The sequence below is a fragment of the Paenibacillus sp. genome (genome assembly GCF_035645195.1).
GTDB lineage: Bacteria > Bacillota > Bacilli > Paenibacillales > YIM-B00363 > Paenibacillus_AE.
The window spans coordinates 91,948-117,626 of sequence record NZ_DASQNA010000016.1; the positions used below are offsets into that span (position 1 = coordinate 91,948).

22 protein-coding genes are annotated in these 25,679 nt (G+C 51.7%); 5 read left to right on the plus strand and 17 right to left on the minus strand.

Going from position 1 to position 25,679, the window contains the following annotated elements; genetic code table 11:
• Window position 1 precedes the first annotated feature (1 nt).
• Together VE009_RS07945 and VE009_RS07950 are read left to right on the plus strand one after the other, a co-directional pair.
• On the plus strand, window positions 2–949 hold the full coding sequence (locus VE009_RS07945; protein ID WP_325006855.1) for an ROK family protein: 948 nt from the start codon (window positions 2–4) through the stop codon (window positions 947–949).
• 21 nt (window positions 950–970) lie between these two features.
• Window positions 971–2,170 carry a hypothetical protein gene (locus VE009_RS07950; RefSeq protein WP_325006856.1) on the plus strand — a complete coding sequence of 400 codons (1,200 nt, stop codon included), beginning with the start codon at window positions 971–973 and terminating at the stop codon, window positions 2,168–2,170.
• Between the two features lie 314 nt (window positions 2,171–2,484).
• Here VE009_RS07950 and VE009_RS07955 read toward each other — a convergent pair whose 3' ends face one another.
• The 4 genes from VE009_RS07955 to VE009_RS07970 all read right to left on the minus strand — a co-directional run bounded on the left by VE009_RS07955 (window position 2,485) and on the right by VE009_RS07970 (window position 5,597).
• A complete protein-coding gene (locus VE009_RS07955; RefSeq protein WP_325006857.1) occupies window positions 2,485–3,258 on the minus strand; it encodes a TerC family protein in 774 nt (257 codons plus the stop codon).
• 178 nt (window positions 3,259–3,436) lie between these two features.
• Window positions 3,437–4,156: a hypothetical protein gene (locus VE009_RS07960; RefSeq protein ID WP_325006858.1), complete on the minus strand. Its 720-nt coding sequence runs from the start codon at window positions 4,154–4,156 to the stop codon at window positions 3,437–3,439.
• 23 nt (window positions 4,157–4,179) lie between these two features.
• Window positions 4,180–4,758, minus strand: coding sequence for a TetR/AcrR family transcriptional regulator (locus VE009_RS07965; protein WP_325006859.1), 579 nt, complete (start codon window positions 4,756–4,758; stop codon window positions 4,180–4,182).
• A gap of 335 nt (window positions 4,759–5,093) precedes the next feature.
• A complete protein-coding gene (locus VE009_RS07970; protein ID WP_325006860.1) occupies window positions 5,094–5,597 on the minus strand; it encodes a DUF2062 domain-containing protein in 504 nt (167 codons plus the stop codon).
• A gap of 305 nt (window positions 5,598–5,902) precedes the next feature.
• Between VE009_RS07970 and VE009_RS07975 the strand changes: the two genes are divergently transcribed.
• On the plus strand, window positions 5,903–6,775 hold the full coding sequence (locus tag VE009_RS07975; protein ID WP_325006861.1) for an AraC family transcriptional regulator: 873 nt from the start codon (window positions 5,903–5,905) through the stop codon (window positions 6,773–6,775).
• 52 nt (window positions 6,776–6,827) lie between these two features.
• Here the strand turns inward: VE009_RS07975 and VE009_RS07980 are convergent, their stop codons facing one another.
• The 5 genes from VE009_RS07980 to VE009_RS08000 form a co-directional block, all read right to left on the minus strand.
• Entirely contained in the window at window positions 6,828–7,253 is a 426-nt protein-coding gene (locus tag VE009_RS07980) for an SRPBCC family protein (protein WP_325006862.1), read from the minus strand.
• Between the two features lie 66 nt (window positions 7,254–7,319).
• Window positions 7,320–8,276, minus strand: a complete 957-nt coding sequence (locus tag VE009_RS07985) for a sigma-70 family RNA polymerase sigma factor (protein WP_325006863.1) — start codon at window positions 8,274–8,276, stop codon at window positions 7,320–7,322.
• 159 nt (window positions 8,277–8,435) lie between these two features.
• Window positions 8,436–9,860, minus strand: a complete 1,425-nt coding sequence (gene araA, locus VE009_RS07990; protein WP_325006864.1) for an L-arabinose isomerase — start codon at window positions 9,858–9,860, stop codon at window positions 8,436–8,438.
• 41 nt (window positions 9,861–9,901) lie between these two features.
• On the minus strand, window positions 9,902–10,597 hold the full coding sequence (locus tag VE009_RS07995; RefSeq protein ID WP_325006865.1) for an L-ribulose-5-phosphate 4-epimerase: 696 nt from the start codon (window positions 10,595–10,597) through the stop codon (window positions 9,902–9,904).
• A gap of 2 nt (window positions 10,598–10,599) precedes the next feature.
• Window positions 10,600–12,216 (minus strand): FGGY-family carbohydrate kinase, encoded by a 1,617-nt coding sequence (locus tag VE009_RS08000; RefSeq protein WP_325006866.1) that lies wholly within the window; start codon window positions 12,214–12,216, stop codon window positions 10,600–10,602.
• 356 nt (window positions 12,217–12,572) lie between these two features.
• Here VE009_RS08000 and VE009_RS08005 point away from each other — a divergent pair, with 356 nt between their 5' ends.
• Entirely contained in the window at window positions 12,573–13,664 is a 1,092-nt protein-coding gene (locus VE009_RS08005; RefSeq protein ID WP_325006867.1) for a GntR family transcriptional regulator, read from the plus strand.
• A gap of 73 nt (window positions 13,665–13,737) precedes the next feature.
• Here the strand turns inward: VE009_RS08005 and VE009_RS08010 are convergent, their stop codons facing one another.
• From VE009_RS08010 to VE009_RS08030, 5 genes are all read right to left on the minus strand, one after another.
• Window positions 13,738–14,826, minus strand: a complete 1,089-nt coding sequence (locus VE009_RS08010; RefSeq protein ID WP_325006868.1) for an alcohol dehydrogenase catalytic domain-containing protein — start codon at window positions 14,824–14,826, stop codon at window positions 13,738–13,740.
• Between the two features lie 39 nt (window positions 14,827–14,865).
• On the minus strand, window positions 14,866–15,864 hold the full coding sequence (locus VE009_RS08015; RefSeq protein WP_414694799.1) for an ABC transporter permease: 999 nt from the start codon (window positions 15,862–15,864) through the stop codon (window positions 14,866–14,868).
• On the minus strand, window positions 15,861–17,363 hold the full coding sequence (locus tag VE009_RS08020; RefSeq protein WP_325006869.1) for a sugar ABC transporter ATP-binding protein: 1,503 nt from the start codon (window positions 17,361–17,363) through the stop codon (window positions 15,861–15,863). The genes VE009_RS08015 and VE009_RS08020 overlap by 4 nt, the downstream gene beginning before the upstream one ends.
• A gap of 65 nt (window positions 17,364–17,428) precedes the next feature.
• The gene (locus VE009_RS08025; RefSeq protein ID WP_325006870.1) at window positions 17,429–18,496 is read right to left on the minus strand and encodes an ABC transporter substrate-binding protein; all 1,068 of its coding nucleotides are present in this window, start codon (window positions 18,494–18,496) and stop codon (window positions 17,429–17,431) included.
• 299 nt (window positions 18,497–18,795) lie between these two features.
• Window positions 18,796–19,386: an ANTAR domain-containing response regulator gene (locus VE009_RS08030; protein ID WP_325006871.1), complete on the minus strand. Its 591-nt coding sequence runs from the start codon at window positions 19,384–19,386 to the stop codon at window positions 18,796–18,798.
• Window positions 19,387–19,555: 169 nt separating this feature from the next.
• On the opposite strand from VE009_RS08030, the gene VE009_RS08035 reads away from it, so the two are divergent.
• Window positions 19,556–21,403, plus strand: a complete 1,848-nt coding sequence (locus VE009_RS08035) for a histidine kinase dimerization/phosphoacceptor domain -containing protein (RefSeq protein ID WP_325006872.1) — start codon at window positions 19,556–19,558, stop codon at window positions 21,401–21,403.
• Window positions 21,404–21,504: 101 nt separating this feature from the next.
• Here VE009_RS08035 and VE009_RS08040 read toward each other — a convergent pair whose 3' ends face one another.
• The 3 genes from VE009_RS08040 to VE009_RS08050 form a co-directional block, all read right to left on the minus strand.
• On the minus strand, window positions 21,505–22,761 hold the full coding sequence (locus VE009_RS08040) for a DEAD/DEAH box helicase (RefSeq protein WP_325006873.1): 1,257 nt from the start codon (window positions 22,759–22,761) through the stop codon (window positions 21,505–21,507).
• 298 nt (window positions 22,762–23,059) lie between these two features.
• Window positions 23,060–23,740 carry a hypothetical protein gene (locus tag VE009_RS08045; protein WP_325006874.1) on the minus strand — a complete coding sequence of 227 codons (681 nt, stop codon included), beginning with the start codon at window positions 23,738–23,740 and terminating at the stop codon, window positions 23,060–23,062.
• A 239-nt stretch (window positions 23,741–23,979) separates the two neighbouring features.
• Window positions 23,980–25,671 (minus strand): copper amine oxidase N-terminal domain-containing protein, encoded by a 1,692-nt coding sequence (locus VE009_RS08050; RefSeq protein WP_325006875.1) that lies wholly within the window; start codon window positions 25,669–25,671, stop codon window positions 23,980–23,982.
• Window positions 25,672–25,679 lie beyond the last annotated feature (8 nt).

Genomic DNA, 25,679 nt, shown 5'->3' on the forward strand with positions numbered 1-25,679 from the left:
AGTGAAGGCGGCAATCGGCGTAGACATCGGCGGCACGAGCCTTAAATTCGCCGTCGTCGACCAAGAGGGACGCGTCCTGCGCGAGCGGACGGCGGCGACGCCGTCGCACGGCGGCGCCAATAGCATTATGAGCGAAATGCTCGCGGGCATCGACAGCCTGCTGGCGGACATGCGGGCGTCGGCGCCGGACGTGCCGATCGAAGGCATCGGCATCGGCGCCGCGGGGCAGATCGACGCGAAAGACGGCAGCGTCGCGTTCGCGGTCGATACGATCCCCGGTTGGACGGGCACGCCGATCCGGCGACTGACGGCGGAGCGGTTTCCGGCGCTGCCGGTGTACGTGGACAACGACGTCAACGTGCTGGCGCTCGCCGAGAAGTATTACGGCGCCGGCAAGAACGCGCGGCACTTCGTGTGCGTCGCGCTCGGCACCGGCATCGGCGGCGCCATCGTGCAGGACGGCGCGATCGTGCACGGCGCATACGGCGGCGCGGGCGAGCTGGGGCATCTGTCCGTCGACTTCAACGGACCGCGCTGCAGCTGCGGCAATTTCGGCTGCCTCGAGCTGTACGCGTCGGGCTCGGGCATCCATCGGCTGCTCGCGGATATGTTCGACGGCCTCTCCCCTCCCGCTTGGGAGCTGAACGCGGCCGGGCTGCTGTCCGCATGGGAGCGGGGCGACGCGGCGGCGGCCGAGGTGATGGACGTCGTGCTCGGAGCCCTCGGTTCCGCGTTCGCCAGCATCATCCATGCGCTTAACCCCGAGGCTATTATTGTCGGAGGCGGCATGCTCGACCGCGTGCCGGCGCTGCTGCCGGCGATCGAACGGGCGACGGCGCCGCGCACTTCCCCGGCGATGTGGAAGCACGTGAAGCTGCTCCCCGCCCTCTCCGGCAACCGATCCGGCGTCATCGGCGCCGCAGCGCAAGTCTGGCATCATTCACCATAAACGAGACCGAAGGAGACCCCCATGACACACCCATCATTGCTGTCGAATGTAGAGAACTGCTTGCGTTGGATCGAAACCCACATGCTGACGTTCCAGAACGGGTACAACGGCGTGTACGAGCGAATTCGGATCGACGAGAACGTTCGGGTCAACTGGGTGCGGCCGGATTGCAACACGGAAATCGCTCGGGTGCTGACATTGTACAAGCAAGTCGCCGGCAACGACCGATACGAACCGTTGAACGAGAACATCAAAAGCTGGTTGATGCGCGCGCAGGAGCTCGACGACATGTCTGCTTGGCACGGCTCGTTCCCGTTTTATCTGGTCGACGGCTATGAAACGCAATCCCGGTCCGGCTACTACGTTTACCAGAACGACAACGGAAGAATTTTGCTAGGCCTGCTTCACATGCACGAGCTCGAACCGGACGAACGGCTGCTCCGGAGCGCGGTCAAACTAGCGGACTACTGGGTCGGCATCCAGCGTCCGGAAGGGTACTTTTACCGCAACGACGGCAAAACCCAACCTTACTACTTGGGTCCCGATTTCGTCGGCTGGTTGGCTTCGGGACTGCTGACGCTATCCCGCGTCACGGGCGATGAAAAGTACAAACGGGCGGGGTTGAAGGCGTTCGATTATTACCTGTCCCTTCAAATGGAAGACGGACGGATGAAGACGTCGTACGAGTTAATGAAAACGGAGGATTGGCGCCCGGTATCGTCGGAGACGGCGAAGGCGGTCTATGCGTTCGCCGTCGCTTATCGGGAAACCGGCGACCCGAAGTTCCTCGCCGCGCTCGACAAGGCCGGCCGGTACACGCTGCATCTGCAGCACCCGTCCGGGGGCATCTTGAACAACGACGCGCTGACGAAGGATGGCGCCCTGCAAAACAACGAGCAGCTGTGCGACTTGGTATACACGCAAGGCTTCGCCTTAATGGCGCTGTTCGAAGCTTACAAAGCTACGAACAACGCCGAATACCTGGAAGGTGCGGAGAAGCTCGCCGCGTTCCTCGCTTCGATTCAATGCAGCGGCGAATCTCCCTACTGGGACGGGGCGTGGCGCGGCTCCTATAACGCCTATACGAAGCAATGGGACGGCAGAGCGAACCAAAACAACCACATCGACGAAGGCGGCATGTACTCGGTCTACACTGGATGGTGCGCATCTACGATCATGTACGGCATGCTGCTGCTGCTTCGGGAACGACAAGCGCAATAAGGATCTATGTTCGACGGAACCTGTGAACGACCAGAGCCAGTATACGTTGTCGCTCGGGCTGTATGCCTTCATGCAATCCAATTATAACATCGCCGAGGCGGCCATCAGCTTTTCCCATTCGACATAAGATCGTTGTCCTCTTTTTCCTCGCGCAGAAATATTTCGTCGAAAGCGTCGCCTTAACCGGGATCAAAGGGTAACGGTGTTTCCGTCGATAAACATACAGTCGGCACCTTCGCGAAAGGCCGGCTGTGTTTATTGGGGATGAAAAAAGAAATGGCCTGTCGTTTCCGGCAGACCATTCGAAAATCCCCTTACGCATTGCCCGCTTTCGAAGGCTTGTTATTCGGGGCAAACCAGCCCAGGAGGGCGATCGCTACCAAGACGCCGTAGAACACTAACGTCCAGCCCGTGCTGTGCGGGAAGTGGTGATCCAGCACTCCGATGTCCTCATGGGCCAGCGTAATGATCGCAAGCTTGACCCCGACCCAAGCTACGATCGCATAGGCCGTCGTTTCCAGCGCGGGACGTTGTCCCAGCAGCTTAACAAACCAAGTAGCCGCATACTTGATCAACACCAAGCCGGCAACGCCGCCGAGCACGACGACGATGAATTGTCCTCCGTCCATCCCGCCGAACTCGTCCAGCGGCGAATCCGGCAGACCGAGCGCGAGCGCTACCGCGGCGAGAATGGAATCGATCGCGAAGGCGAGGTCCGCCAGCGCAATTTTCCCCACCGTAGGCCAAAATCCTTTTCCTTTGACTTCTTGCTTAATTTCCTTATGCACGGCCTCGGTTTTCTTGCCGAATTTCGTTTGGAGCACGTGTTTTAACCCTAAGTACAGCAAATAGGCTGCCCCGATCGCCTGCACTTGCCACACATTCGCAATGAACGAAATCGCAAAAAGAGCGGCAAACCGGAACACGAAGGCCATGATAATGCCGTAGTTGATCGCCTTTTTCTTCTGGTCGTCCGGCAAATGCTTGGCGATGACCGCCAACACGAGCGCATTGTCAGCCGACAACAGCCCTTCCAATCCGATCAAAATCAGTAAAGCCCATGCATACTCCAACCACAATGACTCCAACTTGATTTCTCCCCTCTGCAACCGTGGTAAGATGTCTTGCCAACATATTCATTGTTGCTCAGCATTAGATACGTAATACATTACCGAATGGATTCATCTTTTTTCAATCTCGACAAATACCGTATGTATGAAAAAATAAAAATCACCCCACGGTTCTCCATGGAGTGAGCGTGTCGCTTCAACCAAGCACTTCTTTCCACACGTCGGCAAGTTCGTGAATCGCTTTCTTCCCGTCACCCGAAAAAGATGATCCGTGCATTACCGCCAGCGTCTCCGGTTCATAACTCGCCAATTCACGCAAAATGTTATCTACATGAGGACTATAGGGAATATAATCGGAAAAAGGACTTTGCTGCATCCCCTGCAGCAACTCGCTGCACCGGTCCGATAAGCTGTTCGAAGTAATCGCTTCAACATCGCCATTTTGATGAAACAAATCGGACGTAAACAGCGTTTTATCGATTTCCTCGAAGAATAACCCTGCGTCCCAACCGTGCGGCACATGAGGCGTCCTCAAATACCGCAATTGTTTTTTTCCTATGCTGAGAATTTCTTTGTCTTGCAAAATATGAGCGGGCCGAAGGGCAAAATCATTAAGGTTCACCAGGGCACCAACGATTCCCGTTACGGCTTGCGCCTGCGGAGCGAGGGAGAGCCATTCATTCAACGCCCCGCACTCGTCGGATTCGAAATGACTAAACCCCACCCACTTCAATGCCGTGGGATCGATCAGTTTGCCAACGGCCTCCTTCAGAGCCGGGAACATCGCTTTGAATCCTGCGTGGTAAAGCAGAGGCTCCTCATCCTTAATTAAAAAATGGTTGAACTGCATACCCGCTTCCGGGCTGTACAAGGAAATTCGGTAGACGTCCGGGGCAACCTCATCAATTTTCGCCACTGCGCTTCCGTCCTTTCTGCTCCTCATTTGATAAGCATGGCCAACATATTGGATGAAAACTTGACGCATTCGTCAAATTGTAATCCCCCGTGTATCCGCATATTCCGGTACGATAACGGATGCAGAATAAATCGGACGGCTTTCCTTGTTTCAGCATCTTGGCCTGCTCCCCCAAGAACGGTATCCACGGCAGCATCCAAGTACCGCTCGATCGCCATCACATTCTCCTTCATAGCCTCCGATTCGTCTTGGAGACGATACGCCAACCCAATAACGCCCATCGCCGCCTCCAAGAAAGGGTAAATCCGCTCCACGCAAATGCGGATCCGGTCATCCCGGTCAGCCACCCCTTCCCAAAGCTCAATAGAGGGGGGAGTTTGCTTTGTATAGAAGTGAGCGGAGCAACCCCGGAACAACTTCTCCTGAGTAGGGAAATATTTTCTCACGCTGGCGACGGACACCCCGGCATCGTTCGCCAGCGCTTGAATCGAAGTGATCCCCTGCTCATGCAGCTTTACTGCCGAATCCAAAATGGCCGTCACCGTTTCTTCCTTCGACCGCGCCCTTCGCTCCGAATGGTATTTTCGCTTTTTTGTGCTCATCTACTTGTACCTTAGCTCATAAATAATTTGGACCTTCGCCTTTGAGATTCATTGTAGCAAACCCAGTACCACCGTTCAATATTTAATATTACGATGTAATACCGAAATTTAAGCACGGGCAATCTCTCGTGCCCCCGCATTACTTCAATCCTCCGCGCGTCTTCCAATACGTCCAAGCTTTTATGTACCCGCTTGCGTCCGTCCCGTATTTTACGGACGATTCGCCTCGTCAAGTTCGGCCGCGACCACGTAGTTTACATCCGCTTCGCTGCTCGTTCTCCGGATCTTGATCCGTTCGTTGTGAGTTAAAACATCCATATCCATCCAAGGCCCCTTCAGTTCATCCCCAGTTTTTTACGGCCATTGCTATGCTTCAACCACTTCATCACCGTCGGTCTTATTTTCTTGAACAGGTAGCGGAACAGGAAATACCCGATGATGGTGGAAAGTATGCTGTTCACTGCGCTGCCTACAAGAAATTCAACGCCTAAATTCCCTAACTTTTGAAGAAGCGTCGCGGTTTCCGTATATTCCACTTCTTCAACCGTCATAGGCGGATCCGCCCTATGGAAGGAACTCCGAAGGATGCGTCCTGTCGCATAATTGAAATAAAAAAGGACCGGCCACAAAAAAGACCCGAGCGCAGCGGAGATCACCGCCGCCACCGTATAGCCTCTCATGAATTTTGTAAGGGTGACAGAAAGTAAAGGTCCGATGCCGAAAGTGGGAAACCAACACGGGAAAAAGCCTGTTACTAACCCTAAAGCCACCTTATGCGCTCCCGTGTTAATTCGAAAAAGCCGAATTGCGCTATATCTGATTCTCCTGCCAACCTTCACTTCATCATCGTCCCCTCAAGCAGTATGCTGAACAAACAAGCAAGCCATCCCGATACGGATAACCCTTTAGAACATTATATCCTAAATCGAGACAGCCTTTCTCGCTCTCATTCGATCCCTAAACTTGTCCTCGATCTCGCGCCTTCTTCGTACAAACCGACCGAATCCTGGGAATAAAAATCCCGAGAAGATTTCCTTCATTTTCTATACGGTTTGCCTCATAATTAATACTAAGCTGAATGAATATGGCTTCAGCTATACGTAAAATTGCGAACATTTCGTTCATCCCGCGATTGGAGATTACTATGGACCATTACGAAATCATCGAGCGTTCTTTACTCCGCATTGAGAGCAGCTTAGACCAGCCTTTATCGTTGGATTCGATGGCCGACTCCTTCAACATGTCCAAATTTTACTTCCACAGACTGTTTTCCGCCATGATGGGTTGTTCGCTAAACAGCTACATCCGATCCAGAAGGTTGAACGCTTCCCTCCCGCTCCTTCGAAGCGGGCGTTTGTCCATAACCGATATCGCCTATCAGCTAAACTTCGGGACTCCTTCGTCGTTTACCCGCGCTTTCAAAGACCACTACGGTATCGCGCCAAGCTCCCTCAAAGAACAAGAAATACATATTTCCCAGACTCCCGTGCCTCCCGTGGTTAGAAGGCCTATTAAGAACATCAATGGCGATATCGTGGCCGACTTCACCTTAACAGAATTCCAATCGACCAAGATGAGCGGCATCGCCTTCGAAGTGGACCTGGCCGCGGATGATTATAAGACGAAGATCCGCTCACATGCCCAGGAGCTGTTGAAAGAAATCGATACCACCGTACATGGTCCATGTTATGTGGTGTATTCCAATTGCCAGCCCGACTCAACGCAATTTAAGGTCTTGTTCGGAATCCCTTATGACGTTCGGATCGATAAACCTTTTTATTTTACGGTCGATGTCCCCCAACTCTTCTGCGCCAAATTCAAATACTTCGGCGATCTCTTGGATATAGGCGATGTTCTCAAGACGGATTACGCAAGATTCCTGAAGATTTCCAGGCAGGAACCCGAAGATTCGCATATCGAACTTATACAAGCCTTCGATGATGTTCATCATCTCGAATCGACCTACCACATCTATGCCCCCGTGAAAAAACTGTCTTTGGATTCGGATGACGAATAACGGCCGTCTTCCTCAAAAAATGAAAGGCGCCCTATTGGGCGCCCATAGTGTTTTATGCTTGTTCCGTATATTTTTTGAAACTGTCCATAATCGCTTGCCAGCCTGCCTGCTGCATTTCGACGGGGTTGGAGCTTTCGGCGTCGAACGTTTCCACGACCTTCGTACGGTCGCCTTCATTCATGAAGATAATTTCGACTTTCCTTTCGTCTTCCATCGTGTACGCAATTTCCTCATGCGGCTTTACAACGTCGTAAACTCCCGAGAAGTCAAAACCCATGCTGCCGTCTTTCGCTTCCATCCTCGTCATGAACTTGCCGCCGACCCGCAAATCATTCTCCGCTTTCGGCGCATGCCACTCCTCCGAAGCTTGACACCACTTCATGATGTGCTCCGGCTCGGTCCAATATTTCCATACTTTCTCTACCGGCGCTTGAATGACGGTTTGTACGGTTACTTTCGTTGGATGGTTTGCTCCCATGTTGAAGAACACCTCGTTCATGTATTTTTGTTTCTCGCTTATATAGACGTCAACCCAAGGAGATATTCATCGGTCTAATCGCTCTGGGAGCCCAAATCGGGAAAATAATTTTGCGTTAATGAAATTTTGAACATGGAATACTTTCTCTTCTCTTGTTTCGACGATATGAATCCCCCACGGCACCAAATACGGCTCTTCAGGGCTTGGCACATACTGCGCAAAAGCCGGATAACCGCCATTCGCCGTAACCGGCAAAAACCGCGACCCCTCGCAATGCCATCGCGTAAGCGAGAAAAACTTGAACAAATCGTCCTTGCCGCGCACCCACATCGGGAACGGCGGCATAGACATCTGGCCTTCTTCATGAAACAACGCTACGAGCGCATCGAGATCGAATTGTTCGAAGGCTTCCACATACCGCGACAGCAGCTCGCGATCCGGTTCGGCATTCATCCTGCTGAACTCTTCGGAACGATGCTTCTCCCGGTCCATCGTTTCTCGGGCTCTTTGCAAGGCGCTGTTCACCGCCGCCGGCGACATGCCTAACGTTTCGGCGATCTGTTTGGAAGACCATTCGAATACATCCTTCAAAATAAGAACCGCGCGTTGACGAGGAGGCAGCGTTTGCAACAAGGTAATAAAACAGAGATGGAGGGTATCTTTGCGAATAAAGATATCTTCCGGATTATCCGAAACGTCGGGGGCGGGCCAAATCCAAGATGAATCGGGAAGCATTTCGCGGGGTTCGACGATGGATTCCGCCGGTTCGAATCGGTCGACGGGACGTATGCGGCGTTTGGCCTGTCTTAGCTTGTCCAAACATACGTTGGATGCAATGCGGTAAACCCATGTTTTGTAGGAGGACTCCTGCCTGAACGTGTCCCACCTTTGCCAAACGCGAATAAAGGTTTCCTGAACGGCATCATCCGCGTCGTCGATCGATCCAAGCATTCTATAACAGAACGATGTCAATTCTGGCTTTAAGTTCTCAAATAACTGAAGCTCTGCTGCGGTTTCGTTCATCTTGGCCTCCTTGAATAAGAAACTGCTCTTTTACGGCTATAAATCTTACTAATCTGACTATATCAAGAAGTCAGCGAAACTTATACATTCTCTAACGACAAAAAAACCGTTTCTCCGTAAACGGGGCTGCCATTCACGGAAGAAACGGTTGTCCTTCTATTACTTGATGACGACGTATTCCAAGTTAACAAGCTTCGCGTAGGTGACGATTTGGTCTGTCGTTAAGTTCAGCGATACAACAGTATGGTGACCGCCGCCATTCTCGATCCAAGCCTTCACGCCATCTTGGAAGTTCGGCTTCACCGTCCATAAGACGCGCGCTACCGGAAGGTTCGGTGCCGGTACCGTCGGCTCGAATGCGGTAACCTCATTGATCAGCAATTTATAATGAGTGCCGAAGTCCGCCATGGATACGACGACGCCATCGCCGGCCTTGCCGTCGAATACGAGACGCGCCGGATCTTCGCGGTCGCCGATGCCGAGCGGCGAAACGACGATTCTCGGTTTGCTGCCTGCAAGGGACGGATCGACCTCTAACATATGGGATTGCAGGATCGCTTCTTGACCGGCCGCCATCTCGTATGTGTAATCTTCCATAAAGCCGGTGTTTTGATTGCGGCTCATGACCTTCAGCAAGCGATCGAGCGCCGCAGTCTTCCAGTCGCCTTCGCCGGCGAAGCCGTAGCCCTGCGCCATCAGACGCTGGACGGCAAGACCCGGAAGCTGTTTCATGCCATGCAGATCTTCGAAGTTCGTCGTGAAGGCGTTATAGCCTCTTTCGTCCAAGAAACGTTTGATCGCGATTTCGTAGCTCGCTTGGATTCTGACGGCCGCTTCCCAAGCTTCCTTGCTGTACGTGCCGTAATCGAATTCGTAGAGCTCTGCATATTGAGCCATCAAGTCATCGATTTCCTGCTCCGTAACGGCGTTCACGTATTGCACGAGGTCGCCGATGCCGTAGTAGTCCACAGTCCAGCCGAATTGAATTTGCGCCTCGACCTTGTCGCCTTCCGTTACGCCGACATTGCGCATGTTGTCGCCGAAACGAGCGACTTTGATATTAAAGCTTTCGTTATAAGCGACTGCTACGTCCATCCAGTCCGCAATCTGCCGCTGCACTTCCGGGCGCTCCCAGTAGCCTACAACAATTTTATTTTGTTTCTTCAGACGGGCATTGATAAAGCCGTATTCGCGGTCGCCGTGAGCCGCCTGATTCAGGTTCATGAAGTCCATGTCGATCGTCGCCCAAGGAATGCTTTCATTGAACTGGGTCGCCAAGTGAAGCAGAGGCTTCTGGAGCAGCTTCGTACCGCGAATCCACATTTTCGCAGGCGAGAACGTATGCATCCACGTAATGACGCCCGCCACCTCGTCGCGGTAGTTGACTTCTTTCATGATGCTTGTAATGGTATCCGCGCTGACAGCCAAATCCTGCAGGACGATCGGATATGGGAGCACGCCGCTATTATTCAAGGCATCCGTCATCGTTTGCGCGTGAGCTTTTACTTCGGCCAGCGCCTCTTCCCCGTACAAATGCTGCGAGCCTACGACAAACCAGAACTGTTTCGCTGCTGTTAATGCCAATTCGATCATCCTCTTTCTAGGTTTATTAATGAATAAGATGATTACTTCTGCCCGTAATAGGCATCTTTCCCGTGCTTCCGAAGGTAGTGCTTATCCAGAATGCCTTGAGGCAGTTCTTTAGCGAAGTGGTTCAATTGCCGCGCATACAGATTCAACTTGCACACTTCCTCCAGCACGACGCTGTGCTCGACCGCCTTCTTCACGTCTTTCCCCCAAGTGAAAGGCGCATGCCCCTGCAGCAGGACGGCCGGGATCGCCATGACATCCAATCCGCGCTTTTCGAACGTTTCGATAATGACGCGGCCCGTCTCCGCCTCGTACCCGCGGTCAACCTCTTCTTGGGTTAAGAACCGTGCGCAAGGCACGGCGCCATAGAACGTGTCCGCATGCGTCGTTCCCATGACAGGCACATCCAGTCCCGCTTGCGCCCAGATCGTCGCCCAGGTCGAGTGCGTATGCACGATGCCGCCGATTTGCGGGAAATGCTTATACAATACGGCGTGAGTCGCGGTATCGGAGGAAGGTCTCATGTCGCCTTCGACGACCTTGCCGTCGAGATCTACAACGACCATGTCGCTCGGCTTCATCTTCTCGTAGCTGACCCCGCTCGGTTTGATCACGAACAAACCGCTGTCCCGATCGATGCCGCTTGCATTGCCCCAAGTGAACTTCACGAGTCCATGCTTCGGCAAATCCAAATTCGCTTGATAAACCTCTTCCTTCAACTGCTCTAACAACGTCATTTCCTCCAATTCTGTAATAAATGGTCTACAGCTGCCTGTTCAATGGGAAGCCCTGCTTGGTATCGTTGGATGAACGCTTGGAAGCCTTCGACATCCGTTCGATCCGGAGCAATCTCCTGCCCTTCGGCATCTTTAAAGACCTTCTGCTCAAGGAAGTCCTCCAGCTGCTCCTCCGGCCCCTTGTTGATCAAGTAAGAAGCCAGAAGCGCCATCCCCCATGCACCGCCTTCGCCGGCCGTCGACATGACCGAGATCGGCACGTTCAGCGCTGCGGCTAACATTTTTTGTCCGACGACAGGGGTTTTGAAGAGGCCGCCATGGGCCAAGATGGTGTCGATGGCCACCTGTTCGTTTTCGGTCAAAATGTCCATGCCGAGCTTCAATGCCCCGAAAGCGGTAAAGATGTGCGTTCGCATGAAATTCGCTAGATTAAAGTTGCTTTCGGGCGAACGAACGAACAAAGGCCTGCCTTGGTCGATCCCCGTAATATTCTCGCCGGAGAGATAGCCGTAGCTAAGCAATCCGCCGCCGTCCGGGTCGCCTTCCAATGCTTTATTCAGCAGCACGCTGTACAATTTGCCGGAATCTACGCCGTATCCCATAGCTTCGGAAAATTCACGGAACAAACCCATCCAAGCATTAAGATCGCTGGAGCAGTTGTTGGCATGCACCATGCCGACCGGACTGCCGTTCGGCGTCGTGACCATATCGATTTCGGGGTAAACCTTGGATAATTCTTTCTCCAACACGATCATTGCAAATATGGAAGTCCCCACCGAAATGTTGCCTGTACGCTTCCTGACGCTATTCGTCGCAACCATGCCTGTTCCGGCATCGCCCTCAGGAGGACAGAGCGGGATGCCGGACTGCAGATCTCCGGCCGGGTCCAGAATGGCGGCCCCCTCTGCCGTAAGTTCCCCGGCTTGCTCGCCTGCGAGAAGCACTTCGGGCAGTACCTGCTCAAGCTTCCATGGGTAGCCTCGGGCCGCGATGTGTTCATCGAATTGCTTGACCATCGTCGGATGGTAAGTATGGGTTGACTCATCTATAGGGAAGATGCCGGAAGCATCGCCGATGCCGATCACTTTCTTGCCGGTCAGCAGCCAGTGAATATACCCCGCTAACGTCGTTACATAATCAATGCGCGGCACATGCTCCTCTTGGTTTAATATCGCTTGGTATAAGTGCGCGATACTCCAGCGCTCGGGGATATTGAATCGGAACAAGTGCGTCAGTTCCCTAGCCGCCGCTCCGGTCGTCGCATTGCGCCAAGTCCGAAACGGCACAAGCAATGTACCTGCGCTATCGAATGCCATATAGCCGTGCATCATGCCGGAAAACCCGATCGAACCGACGGTCCGCAAGGGAACGCCATATTCCCGCTCCACTTCCCGCTTCATTTCGCGGTAAGCGGTTTGGAGGCCTGTGATAATATCCTCTTGGTTGTACGTCCAATATCCGTCTTTCAACAGATTTTCCCATTCATAGCTGCCTGATGCGATGGTCTCGAAACGACGATCGATCAGCACCGCTTTAATCCGCGTAGATCCGAACTCGATACCAAGCGAAGTTTCCCCCTTGGTGATCGCTTCTCTCAAGTCCACATGGTTCATGACCACATCTATCCCCTCTCTGGTCGCGGTTTGCACAGAAATTCGATGCTTGCACGTGCTGCTTTCCGTTGAATCGGCCACTTGACGGAACAACTGTATGATTCCATCCGTAAGAAGGCGGTTTCATTTGCCGACAGCATCAGTATAGTTTCTGTACGTACATTTGTCAATGATGGTCAATAGTTATACCTACATGAGTCAATGAACGTCAATACGATGTTTTACTACGTATATGTGCGAAATTTAAATCACTGGGTGTACAAACGAGGTAGTCTCCCTTGCATTCCACGAACGTTATGTTAAAATGTGTACGTACAACTTTGCCGTTCCGAACAACGATGAAAGAAGTGGATTGCATGAAGCCAAAGTACCAGCTCATTATTGAAGATATCAAGAGACATATCCTCTCTGGAACATACAAGGTTGGCGACAAAATCCCTTCGGAGTTCGCTTTGCAGGAAAGCTATAATGTTAGCCGGCAGACGGTTCGGAAAGCCATTCTGGACTTATCCAACGAAGGGTTCCTGCGAAGCGAGCGGGGATCCGGCACGTATGTCAGCAGCCAATATCGTTCCAGAACGGGATCCAAGGCCACGAATAAGACGATCGGCGTCATCACGACCTATATCTCGGATTACATCTTCCCCTCCATCATCCGCGGCATCGAAAGCCGATTAAACGAAGATAATTATTCCTTGCTGTTAGCCAGCACGAATAACGATATCGCCCAGGAAAGAAAAGCGTTGGAAATGATGCTGTCCTACGGCGTGGACGGACTGATTGTAGAGCCCACCCGAAGCAATGTATACAACCCCAATATCGCTTACTATCTGTCTTTCAAGGAGCAGGAGCTTCCTTTCGTCATGATCAATGCTTATTACGAAGCGTTGGAAGTTCCGTTCTTCTGTCTGGATGACGTGCAATCCAGCTATCTCGCGACCCGGGAGCTCATTAGCAAAGGACACACCCAGATCGGCATCGTCGCGAAAATGGATGATTTGCAAGGGAAATTCCGAATGAAGGGGTTTATTAAAGCTCTCGGGGAAGCCAAATTGCGGTTCCAGCAAGAGCACGTTCTCTCGTTCGATACGGATACGAAACCGAACCTGTCCGCGAACTTGGAAGCGTATCTGAGCGACAATCGGGACGAACTGACCGCGCTTGTCTGTTACAACGACGAGGTAGGTTTGGAAGTCGTGAACGTCTGCAGAAAACTAGGAATTTCCATTCCGGACGATCTCTCCATCGTCGGTCAGGACAATTCCTATATCGCCAAGAACGCGAATATTCAGCTCACGACGTTGACGCACCCCCAAGAACAAATGGGACGCGACGCGGCGGACTGGATCATTAAGAATCTGCAAGGCAGGAAGGATTTGCCCGCAAGTACCTACTACCAGCCCGTACTCATTGAAGGAGAAACCGTAAAAGTGATCGAACTGGAATGATACGTCCCCACGTCGCCTTCGCCCCATACGACATAAGGGGGACCTTACGGTCCCCCTCCACTGTACTGCACGATCATCGGTTCAAATGAGGGATTAACGAAACTTTGATGGCGTCCGGTCCTTGAGCCGTCTCCATGGCTTTCGCGAAATCCTCCAATCCGAAGCGATGCGTAATGATTCCCTCCGCCGTAATTAACTTTCGCTCGAACAAATCGATGGCCACCGGATACGTATACGGACCTAAGTGCGAGCCGCGCAGGTCGATTTCCTTCTTATCCCCGATGACGCTCCAATCCGTCGTAACCTCTTGTCCGAAGACGCTGAACTCTACGAATCTGCCTAATTTTCTAATCATTTGAAGCCCTTGCGTAACCCCTTTCGGCGAACCCGTGGCTTCGATGTATACGTCGCAGCCGTAACCGTCCGTTAAATCATTGACGATTTTGAGCGCGTCTTCCTTCGTCGGATTGATCGTAATGTCCGCGCCGAACGTTTTGGCGAGTTCCAACCGCTTTTCGTTCAGATCGATGACCACTAATTTCTTAGGCGTCTTCAGTTTAATGAGTTGGATCATGCAAAGCCCTAAGGTGCCCGCTCCCGCCATCACGACGACATCTTCGAATTCGATGCCTGCCCGCTGAACGGCATGCACGGCGCACGCCATCGGTTCGATCAAACTAGCTTCGTCTGCCGTTACCCCGTCCGAAATTTTATAAATATTGGATGTGCTGCTGAACCGCATGTATTCCGCCATGGCCCCTTCCGCAACATCCTTCTGGAACCCGTAAATATTGTGGACTTGGCACATCCAGTACTTGCCTTCCAAGCAAAACCTGCACTTTCTGCATGGATTGATTTGGTCGGCCGTGACGCGATCGCCGATCGCTACCCCGAACTTGTCGGCAGCGCCTTCGCCTAATTCCACTACGACTCCATAGAACTCATGCCCGGCAATGACGGGCGCCTTCAACCATGGATCTTCTCCTCCCCAGTACATCGCTCCGCCCTGGAAAGCCTTCATATCGCTGCCGCAGATCCCGCAAGCTTCTACTTTGATGATGACTTCTTCCTTTCTCGCCTTCGGACGAGCTACTTCTTCCACCCTGTAATCTCTCGGACCGTACACTACAACTGCCTTCATTGTTTCCGGTAAATTCGTCATCGATATCCGCTCCCCATCTAGTTTTTATTCGTTCCCGGCTTAATCCTTTTGACGCGAACTGCTGTAATAAATGGCCGCAACGATAATGATGCCTTTCAACACTCTTTGAACAAACGGGGAGACTCCCATCAGGTTTAAGCCATTGCTTAACACGCCCATTAGCAATGCCCCCAACAACGTTCCAAAGATATGTCCCCGGCCGCCGGCAATACTCGTTCCGCCCAGCACCACCGCCGCAATGGCATCGAGTTCGTATCCTTCGCCCGCCATCGGTTGCCCGGACGAAAGCCTGGACGTCATAATTAAACCGCTGATGCTTGCTGTGATTCCGCTAATGAGATAAACCAACGTCTTATACTTTTTTACTTTGATCCCCGATAAGCGTACGGCTTCTTCGTTCCCGCCGATCGCGTAAATATATCGCCCGAACGGCAAATGGTTCAAAATGATATAAGCAATGATAAAGACTACAAACATAATAATGGCGGGCATCGGAATTCCAAGAAAATATCCTCTTCCGATGAAGTTGAAAGCTTCCGGCAGACCGGAAAGCGGATAGCCTCCCGTGTACAACAAAGCCAAGCCCCGCGCGACTTCCATCATCGCCAAGGTGACGATAATGGCCGGGATCCGAACATGAGCCGTTAAGGAACCGCTGATGTAGCCTAGCAACGCTCCTAATGCGATACCGATGCAAACCGCTAACACAGGCGGCATGGAATAATTCAGCATCATCCCCGCCATAATGGTGCCCGTGAAGGCCATGACCGAGCCCACCGACAAATCGATGCCGCCGGTTAAAATCACGAAAGTCATCCCTACAGCCAAAATTCCATTGATGGAGACTTGCCTGATAATATTTAAAATATTGGATGCTTCTAGAAAGTCGTTGTTGATGATGGACATAAAAATAAAGATGAACAAAAAGCCTATGAACGTTAACATTTCCGGATGTTCGAAAAGTCCCTTCACCCGGTCGGCGTACCGTCTTTGGCCGATGACGCCCGCGCTCGTTGTTTCGAATTTCGTACCGTTCACTGTCCTTCCCCCCCTGTTGCATACATCATGACTTCTTCTTCGGTCACGGTCCCGCCCGATAGCTCCGCCATGATCTTCCCTTTATGCATCACTAGGATCCGGTCGCTCATACCTAGCACCTCAGGCAGCTCGGAAGAGATCATGATGATCGAGTTTCCTCGATCGGCCAGCTGCCGCATCAGCTTATATATTTCTTCCTTGGCGCCTATATCGATCCCTCTCGTAGGCTCGTCGAAAATGAAGATATGGCACCCCGTGTTCAGCCATTTGGCTAGAACCACCTTCTGCTGATTGCCGCCGCTTAAATGCTTCACCTTTTGATTGCTGCCTGGCGTCTTGATCAACAAATCCTTGATCGATTGATCCGCTACGGATTCCTCTTTGTTATGATTGATAAGACCTAGGAAGTGCGTCAGTTCCTTGATCATCGGCAAGGAAATATTGTTCTTCACGGTCATATCCAAAATTAATCCTTGGGTTTTGCGGCTCTCGGGAATGAGACAGATCCCGTGAGCCAAAGCATCCGTAGGAGATTGAATGTCCGCCTTCTTGCCGCCCACGTACACTTCTTTCTCGGACGCCTGATCGGCGCCGATCAATGCTCTTGCCGTTTCCGTTCTTCCCGAGCCTACGAGTCCGGCAACGCCCAAAATTTCTCCCTTTCGTAACGAGAAGCTTACGTCTTTCAACTGAGCGTTGCTCAGTTTCCTCACTTCCAAGACGACCGTCTCATCTTTCGCGCCACCGGCGGGACGCACCGGATAAGCATTCTCGATCTCTCTCCCGACCATCATTTTGACGATATCTTGCTTGGTCAGCTCGCGGACATTTCTGGTCCCGACAAACTCCCCGTCCCTTAAGCACGTGAGCGTATCGCATATTTCCAATATCTCCTCCAAGTGGTGGGAGATATAGATGATGGTTACGCCGCTTTGTTTCAAGGTATCGATGAGCTCGAACAGCTTGGTGATCTCTTTGCCTGTTAAGCTTGCCGTCGGTTCATCGAAGATTAGAACCTTCGTTTCGATGGAGACGGCTTTGGCGATTTCGATAAACTGTTGGTTCGCCACACTTAAGCTGGCAACCGGTTTATCCAGACGGATGTCCGCATTGAGCCTTCGCAAGACGGCATCGGCCTGGGCTCTCATCTTTGCCTTATGCAACAGGCCGCCTCTCCTCGTCAGCTCGCGTCCCAGGAAAATATTATCCACGCCGCTTAAATAGGGAATCAGGCTAAACTCCTGGTGAATAATGCTGATCCCCATGTTCTGCGCTTCCTTCGGGTCTCTGAAGGTTACTTCTTTGCCGTCCAACAAAATTTTCCCGGAAGTAGGTTGATATACGCCCGACAAAATCTTCATTAGCGTGGATTTCCCCGCTCCATTTTCGCCTACTAAGGCATGAACTTCTCCTTTTTTGATGCCGAAGCTTACATTGTTTAGTGCTACGACGCCAGGGAATTTCTTCGTTATCCGTTGAATCTCAAGTACATTCCCCATGGTTGTAACCTTCCTCCTCATTCAGGGAGCGCTTCCATTACAATAACGGAAGCGCTCTCTGCACTTTACCAACTAAAACCTTCGGCATTCTCTTTCGTGAGCAGCTTGACGTCGATCGGTACGGAGGCCGGAACGACGCTCGCTCCCCAATATTTCGCCAGCGCCATGCCTAACCCGATTCTTACCTGATCCCTTGGGAACTGGGCCACTGTCGCTTTAAACACGCCGCCCTTGACGATCGCTTCGACGACTTCCGGATGACCATCGACGCTATACAGCCATACGTCTCGACCCGAAGCTTCAATGGCGGCATAGGAGCCTAAGGCGCCTCCGTCATTGACGCTGAAGATCGCCTGCAAATCCGGGTTGGACTGCAGCATATTTTCGGTGACCGCCATCGCCTTCGCCCGATCTTGATTCCCATTCTGCGTATCGACCAGCTTGATGTCCGGATACTCCGCGATCGCATCCTTGAATCCCTGTACCCTCTCCAGAATCGGCACGACCGGAATACCGTCCAGAATGGCTACGTTCCCTTTCCCTTTGAGGTCCTCCGCCATCTTCTGACCTGCCTTGTAGCCGGCATCATAGTTTTTGGAGCCTACGAAGGAGTCGATCGGTCCATTGGCCTGTGCATCGATCGCCACAACGATCACTCCAGCCTTCTTCGCCGCCAATACGGCGGTCTCCGCCCCGGCGCTGTCCGCAGGATTAATCAGCAGAATATCAATGCCCTTCTGAATCATGTCGTCAATATCGTTCGTCTGTTTATTAATATCGTGCTGCGCGTCGGCCACGATCGTCTCCGCGCCGATGGCGGCGGCCGCTTCTTCGAACGCCTCGCGCATGGAAATAAAATAAGGGTTGTTCATTTCCTGGAAGGCCATCCCGATTTTCAACTGCTCCCCGGACTTCGCTGCCGATCCTGTTTCTTCTACCGCGCCGGCGGGACTTTCCATTGAACAGCCTACTCCCATTACGGCCATCGACATGATTAAGGCGAATACCCACAAAAAAGGCTTCTTGTTCTTGTTCTTATTCATGTTCATCCCCCTAAAAGGTTTTCCTTCGCAAATGCGGTTATTGTTTGATTTGAACGAGTGCCCAAGCAACAATCGGCGGTTTCGCAGCATTCCGGCCGGCATCCCCCCTTTGGAGTAAATAAAAAAGGCGCCACGTCGACCATAGAAAATGCAGTCTACAATCAGACCCCATCTTCCAAGTCAACAATGGCACCCATAGCCAACAGAAATCTTATACCAACCATAAGTATAAAATTTCATGTTATTCAATTGGATTAGATCAATCTGCTTCAACATTGAAAGCCGCCTATACCAGTCATGAGCAAGGAGTTCTTTCAACCTTGAAAGCGCTTCATATGTGTATATCATATTACCCGCGTTTTGGTTTTGTCAATACATTTTGCAAAAAATTATTTCGCCTTAAACAACGAATCCGCCTTGATCAGCTCTTTCGCTACGTCCACAAGCTTCTGATTGTGATCCCGGCTCATTTTTTGCAGATGTTTCATGGCCTCTTCTTCTTTCATATTCATGCGTTCCATGACAATCCCTTTGGCCTTCTCTATATATTTACGCGCTTCCAGCGCCTTCTTCGCGTCCTTGAGCTCCTCTTGCAGCTTCTTGAACTCCTCGAATTTGGCCAAGCTGATATTTAGGGCGATTTTAATGTCCTTCTGATCGACAGGCTTGATTAAATAATATAAGACCCCTTCCTCGGTAGCCCTCTTGATCAAATCCTCGTCGTAGTAGGCACTTACAATAATGCTCGGGATGAACAGCTTCTCATTGATTCGTTTGACTGCCGACAGACCGTCCAAGTTCGGCATATTGATGTCTACGATCACAATATCCGGCTGCTGCTCGATGGCCAATTCCACAGCCTTCACACCGTCCGTCGCTTCTCCGACGACAACATGTCCCAGCTCTTCAACAAGAGACTTTAGCCCTAGCAACACAAGGTATTCATCTTCAGCAAGAACGATGCGTAATTTCTTTTCCATAGAAACACCTCTGTCCTGTTCTAATATAGGTCTCGTGTCGAATGCAGCCGGCTTCGAAGTATGCGCTTTCAAATCCTGGTGTGGAAATGCTGATGGAGTTAACCACTAATATATTATAAGATGATCTGCAACAAAATACCATGTTATCATTGCGGTAGGAGGGATTCCTATGTCCGCCAATCGTTTGGAAATCCGAGATTTGACCTTTCATAGCCCGGACGGATCGATTGAGAATATTCATGTCACGCTCGGCTCATCCGAAATTCTCGCTTTGCTTGCCAAAAACCCTGAACAAAGCATTTTCATTCAATCTCTCCTTGGTTTCCAAGAGGGTTCCACTGCTCGCGGGCAACTATGGTATAACCAAAATCTCCTGAACCACGGCCGGTTCGATTACGACAAAATCGCCATCCTGCATCATAAACCATTGCTGATCCGAAACTTTTCCGTAGCGGAAAACCTGAACTTTAACCGTATGCCTAGACGAAGCTTTCTTCCATTCATCCATTGGAAGAAAGTACGGGAACGGGCTGCGGAAATACTAACTCAGCTAGATTTTCAGATGAACCTGAACACGAAAGTCAGAAATTTATCCGAAGAGTATCAAAAACTGGTGTATATCGCTGCCATCTTCTCCAAGCAGCCCGAACTGATTATTATGCACGAGCCGCTAGACGGGCTGTCTGCCGTCAGCGCGGCGAAGCTCCATACCATCATGAAGCAATTTAAAGAAAATGGCGGCAGCATCCTCTATGTCACCAAACAGTGGGAGGAAGCGATCAAAATCGCCGACCGTATCTCCGTCTTGGCCGGCGGCAAGATCACGTATGAAACATCGGCTGCCGCAGCCAAAAACGACCCTCAAATCTTACTGCGGGAAATCGGCGATTACAAGCACAAAGGCTTGAACGAGCACAAAGACGAGGACGCGCAAAGCGTGCTGAACGCGGTATTTAAAGCAGCGGAATATCTCACCTCGGAGTACGAGCTCAAAGATGTGTTAATGCTGTTGGCCAAGGAAGTCACGAAGGTCATGAACGCCGACGGCTGCTCCATTAGCTTGATCGACGAGGAGACCTTAAGCATTATTGAAAATTTCGAGTATAAAAAGAAAGCCGAGCTGCAAGCGAAATTAAAGAAAAGCGCGCTCATGAGCATCGCCAAGGAACAAGATATTTATTATACCAACCAGCACGATCGCGAATTCGACTCCCTGTTCGAAACGAATGAGAACGTTAAAACTTTGATTTGCATCCCGGTTATGATTCGATCCCAAATTACAGGCATTATCCAAATGTATTACGAAAATTTTTACGTGTACTCCAAAGAGGAACTGACCTACCTCTCCGCCTTTGCCCGACATGCGGCCATCGCGATCGAGGATACCCGATTAATGGGAAGATCGGCTTTATTGCAAGAGAGTCATCACCGCATCAAAAACAATTTACAATCGATCGTCGGGTTGATCGCGCTACAGAAACAATTCGTCAAAGCAGACCCTGAAAAGTCGATCAGCGACATTCTCGACAGCATTATTGCCCGCATCAAAAGCATCGCGACGGTTCACAATTTATTGTCCAAAAACAAGTTAGGCCGAAGCATTGTCAATGTCAAAGAAATCATCAACGAAATCGTCGAACTGATTGACGTGAAACCTAATATCACAATCAGCCTAGACTTGGATAATCTTTTCATCCCTTATAATAAGGCTACATTATTTGCCTTGATCGTGAATGAATTAGTTATGAACAGCCACAAACACGCCTTCCCCGGGACGGCCGCCGGGGAGATTCGAATTCGATGCAAGCAGTCGGATGAGCACATCTTCCTATCCGTGAGCGATAACGGCCGCGGCTTGCCGAACGATTTCGATCCGACCAAGGTCAAAAGTTTAGGGCTGCCCACGCTGCAAGCGATTATCACCCACCAATTACACGGAGAAATGAAAATCGTTTCCGCGCAAGGACATACCGTTGAAGTTCGCGTCCCTGCCCACGGGATGTTTCAAGAGCGGTAGGCAGCCGTCAAATCGGACCGAACGAAGGTTCACCGTAACCCTCTTTCATGGCATAAGGAAAGAGCACCCTCTCGGGTGCTCCGGACCTTTCTTAGTCAGCTTTACTTTCCGGCGCTTGGTCGCCGTCTGCGACGGCGGCCGCCGGATCCTCCGCTGCTATTGCGAACGTCGTTCTTCGGCGGCGCACTGACGACTCTGTTCGCTTCCATCGCCGCCGTCCCCGTCATGGGGTACGGATGATCCGCGATCACGGGGATGGTCTGCTTCGTCAGCTTCTCGATATCCTTCAGATACGGAATTTCCTCTTCCTCGCAGAACGAAATCGCGATCCCGCTTAAGCCCGCACGTCCGGTACGGCCGATCCGATGGACGTACGTCTCCGGAATATTCGGCAGGTTATAGTTGACCACGTGCGACAGCTCGTCGATGTCGATGCCTCTGGCCGCAATGTCCGTCGCCACCAATATGCGAGTCGCTCCGCTCTTGAAGTTATTCAGCGCCGCTTGGCGGGCGTTCTGCGACTTGTCGCCATGGATCGCCTGCGCCGTAATCTTCGCTTTGGTCAAGCCGCGCACCAGCCGATCCGCGCCGTGCTTCGTACGGGTGAACACCAGAGCGCTCGCGATCGACGAATCCTGCAGCAGATCGATCAGCAACTGCTGTTTATTCGGTTTGTCTACGAAGTAGAGCTGCTGCTGAATTCTCTCCGCCGTCGAGGAAACCGGGGTGATCTCAACTTTTACAGGATTTCTCAGCAGGGAATTGACCAATGACGTAATCTCGCTCGGCATCGTCGCAGAGAAAAATAACGTCTGCCGCTTAGCGGGCAGTTTGGCAATGATCCGTTTCATATCATGAATGAAGCCCATGTCGAGCATCCGATCGGCTTCGTCCAGCACCAGAATTTGCACATGACTGAGATCCACGACCCCTTGGCTCATCAGGTCGATCAGCCGGCCCGGCGTCGCAATCAGAATGTCCACGCCTTGCTCCAGCAGCTGCTCTTGAGCCCGCTGCGAAACGCCGCCTACAATCACGCCGCTGCGCAGCTTTGTAAAACATCCGTACGCTTTGGCGTTGTCGGCAATCTGAATCGCCAGCTCCCGCGTAGGCGTCAGAATCAGCGAGCGAATTGCGCGTTTGCCGTTCGGGCGGCCTTGCTGCGCGCTCAGAAGCTGAATGATCGGCAGCAAGAACGCCGCGGTCTTGCCGGTCCCCGTTTGGGCGCAGCCGAACAAGTCGCGGCCCGCCAGCACCGGCGGAATGGCCTGCTCTTGAATAGGCGTGGCACTTGTATAGTTTTCCTTATCCAGCGCTTTAAGGATTGGGGGAATCAACTGCAATTGTTCGAATATCATAAGATCTCCTTCTTATAGGGCCCGCCTTCGATGCACAAGCCATACCTGCATTATACCCTAGAAAGAGGAGAATTGCTGATAAGCTTAATTTGTGCAGATGTGGAAATGAATAGATAGCCCTCGCATCCATTACGCAGGGGGAGGATTTCGTGGTAAAAAGAAATTTTATTTTTTCAACTCATGACCTTCCACATGGAACGGATTTGATGACCGAACAGATCATTTACGTTTCATGGAGCAGATCTAACGGCGAACAACCACCGTTCGAACGGGGAACGGTGGAGGTTTGTTCGCTATTTTATTTGCTTGCTCCGTGTTCGCTCATTCTCCTACGTTCGAAATAAAGACAAACTCCTAACCAAATTTGTGCGATCCCCATCGGCACAGCCAATATTCTGTCGTATGGGTGGGGAATGATGGCGGCTGCGACGGTCGCAACGGCGGCAACGGCGAGCAGGACAGCGCCCAAAGGCGGATGAACTTTGGCACGAAATGTTGCGATGCCGAACAATAGCCCCCCTAAGATATACATCACTCCCGCGATCGGCGCTAAAGCCTGAAAAATTCCAAGGTCCGCTTCGCTATTCGTACCACCAAAGATCCCCGTCATTCCCTCGACGAACTTCGGGGCATCCGTTGTAAGCAGCGGCAGAACAAAGGCTTCAACGAAGCTGAATGCCGCTGAAATTAACCAAAAGAGGCCAAACATGATCCATCCGAACAAGCCGAGCCAACCGGACTCTTCCACCTGTCTAGTGTAGATCCCTGTTATTCCGATCAGGCTAGAGAGGGACATCACCATGGTCAAGCATGCGACAATGACCCACAATTGCGAATTGACGGAAGACAGATCGTCGGCTGGATGGATCAATTGGATGAGAATATATAATATCCCTGCTAATACTAAAAACAAGCCCGCCCAACGGGTTAGACTTGCCGCCGATAATTTCCGTTCCCTTGCCTTGCTGCCCTGGTTCATTTCATTTCCTCCACTTTTCGAATTTGTATCATTGTCAACTTACGCAATGGCCATGGACTGCCTCTCACCGCCGTCCGCGCGCCGGCATCCGGTACGTCAACCTTGTTGCTTGCTAATGACAATGTAACATTCTCGGCTTCTTCCCACTTTCCCAATCTTGCTGTAATGAAAAAAAAGCACCTCGTTAGAGGTGCTTCGATGGTGGTTCTCCGCGGGGTACCGCCCTTGCATACGAATCGTTACTGCTTCGTGCCTTCATAGTACATTCCCAACGTGTATACTTGGAACACGCCCCGGTTAAATCGTACGTTCCAATCGGCTCCGTATTGGAAGTTCGCAAGCGTAATTTCACCCTGTACCTCGGCCGGGCCCCATGTTCCTTTGAACACGTTCGTCCCCAATGTATACTGCCAAGTGGAATCGGCGCGGATCACAAGCCGCCCGCCGGCCACACCCGGTGTGTATTTGCCTTGACCGCTGCCCGGCACGTCAGTTCCGACACCAGGAATCCACAACTCCCATGTTCCTACAAAAGAGAGGTTGGGATCTTCGGGGTCTGCAGGTTGTTCCGGCTGCTGCTCCTCAGGCGGCTTTGTGTCTGGAGGAGTCTCTTTGCCGGGGTCGGGTTCATCCGGTTTTCCATCCGTTCCGCCTGTTTGACTCTGTCCGGTGATTGTAATTTTTCGAGTCTTGTTATCAAACGTGACTTCCTGTTTCAGATTTTCGCTTACGAATCGAACGGGAACCATCGTGATGCCTTGAATAGAAGTGGCCGGAGCATCCATCACCACCGTCTTGCCATTTACGGTCGCTACGGAATTATCGAGCCCAAGGGTAATGATCTGACCCTCGTGTACTATAGTAATTTCGCGTGTCGCGCCATTCCAGTCTACCTTCGCGCCGATTGCCTCCCCAATGAAGCGCAGCGGCACCATTGTCCGATAGTTTAGCGTCGTGGGAGCGGCATCCAATGTATGCGCCTTCCCGTTTACGACCGCTTGACGGCTCCCCATACTTAATTCAATGGTTCGCCTCGATAAGGATTCCTTCTTGATCACCTTGTATACTATCGGTTTAGAAAAAACGGCTTTGCCGGATTCGTCGTAAGCTGCAAGCCTGTATACATAGGTGTGCCCGGCGAAGGCGTAATGATCCGTGAACTCCGGCTTATCTAAAGCGAAGTCGTTCATTTTAACATACGGCTCTCCATTATCCGATCGGTAGACATCAAATTGCGACCCGGAGACCGCCTTCAAAGGCAATACGATAGGACCTTCCACGACTTGGTATACTTCTATAGCTTGCTCTAGGTCCTTCTTTGGATCACCGAGTACCGTTGTTTCTTCCGTCGGCTTCGGATTCTCCGGTTTTGGTTTTTCCGGCGTTGGTTTTTCCGGCGTTGGTTTTTCCGGTTTCGGGTTCTCCGGCACCGTCGATTCGCCGCCGGCATTCCCGCCGGCGGTTTCGATTGCGTACGAGAAGAACACCTTCGTAATGGCCCCGCTGTAATCCTCGTTATACCGATCAATGCGAAGCTTCGCATATTTACCGTCGTGCAGCTGAATTACGTAAATCGTACCCTTCCCGACTTTCTGCGTATTCGAGAAGCGGAGCCCGGCTAAGGAGGTGGATGCTTCGAATGTCTCGCCATCGACCACGGCGATCGCGCTTGCGCCTATGCTTCCTTTATAATCGATGACAACGTCCGCTTCGGCTGCGCCCGCCATTTGCTGTCGGGCCAGATTTAAACCGCCCTTGTCGAGAACATTCCCCGACCAATTCAAGGTGTATATACTAGGCGAGTCATAAGTGCCTGTCTGCACGGCGCCCCAGCTCGTCATGGAGGCGGCTCCGGCTTTCCCGAGCGGGAGCAGAAGCAGGATGAGGCACAAACCGATCAGCGTCTTAAAGTACAAATATTTATTGGTCAATGAGGTTC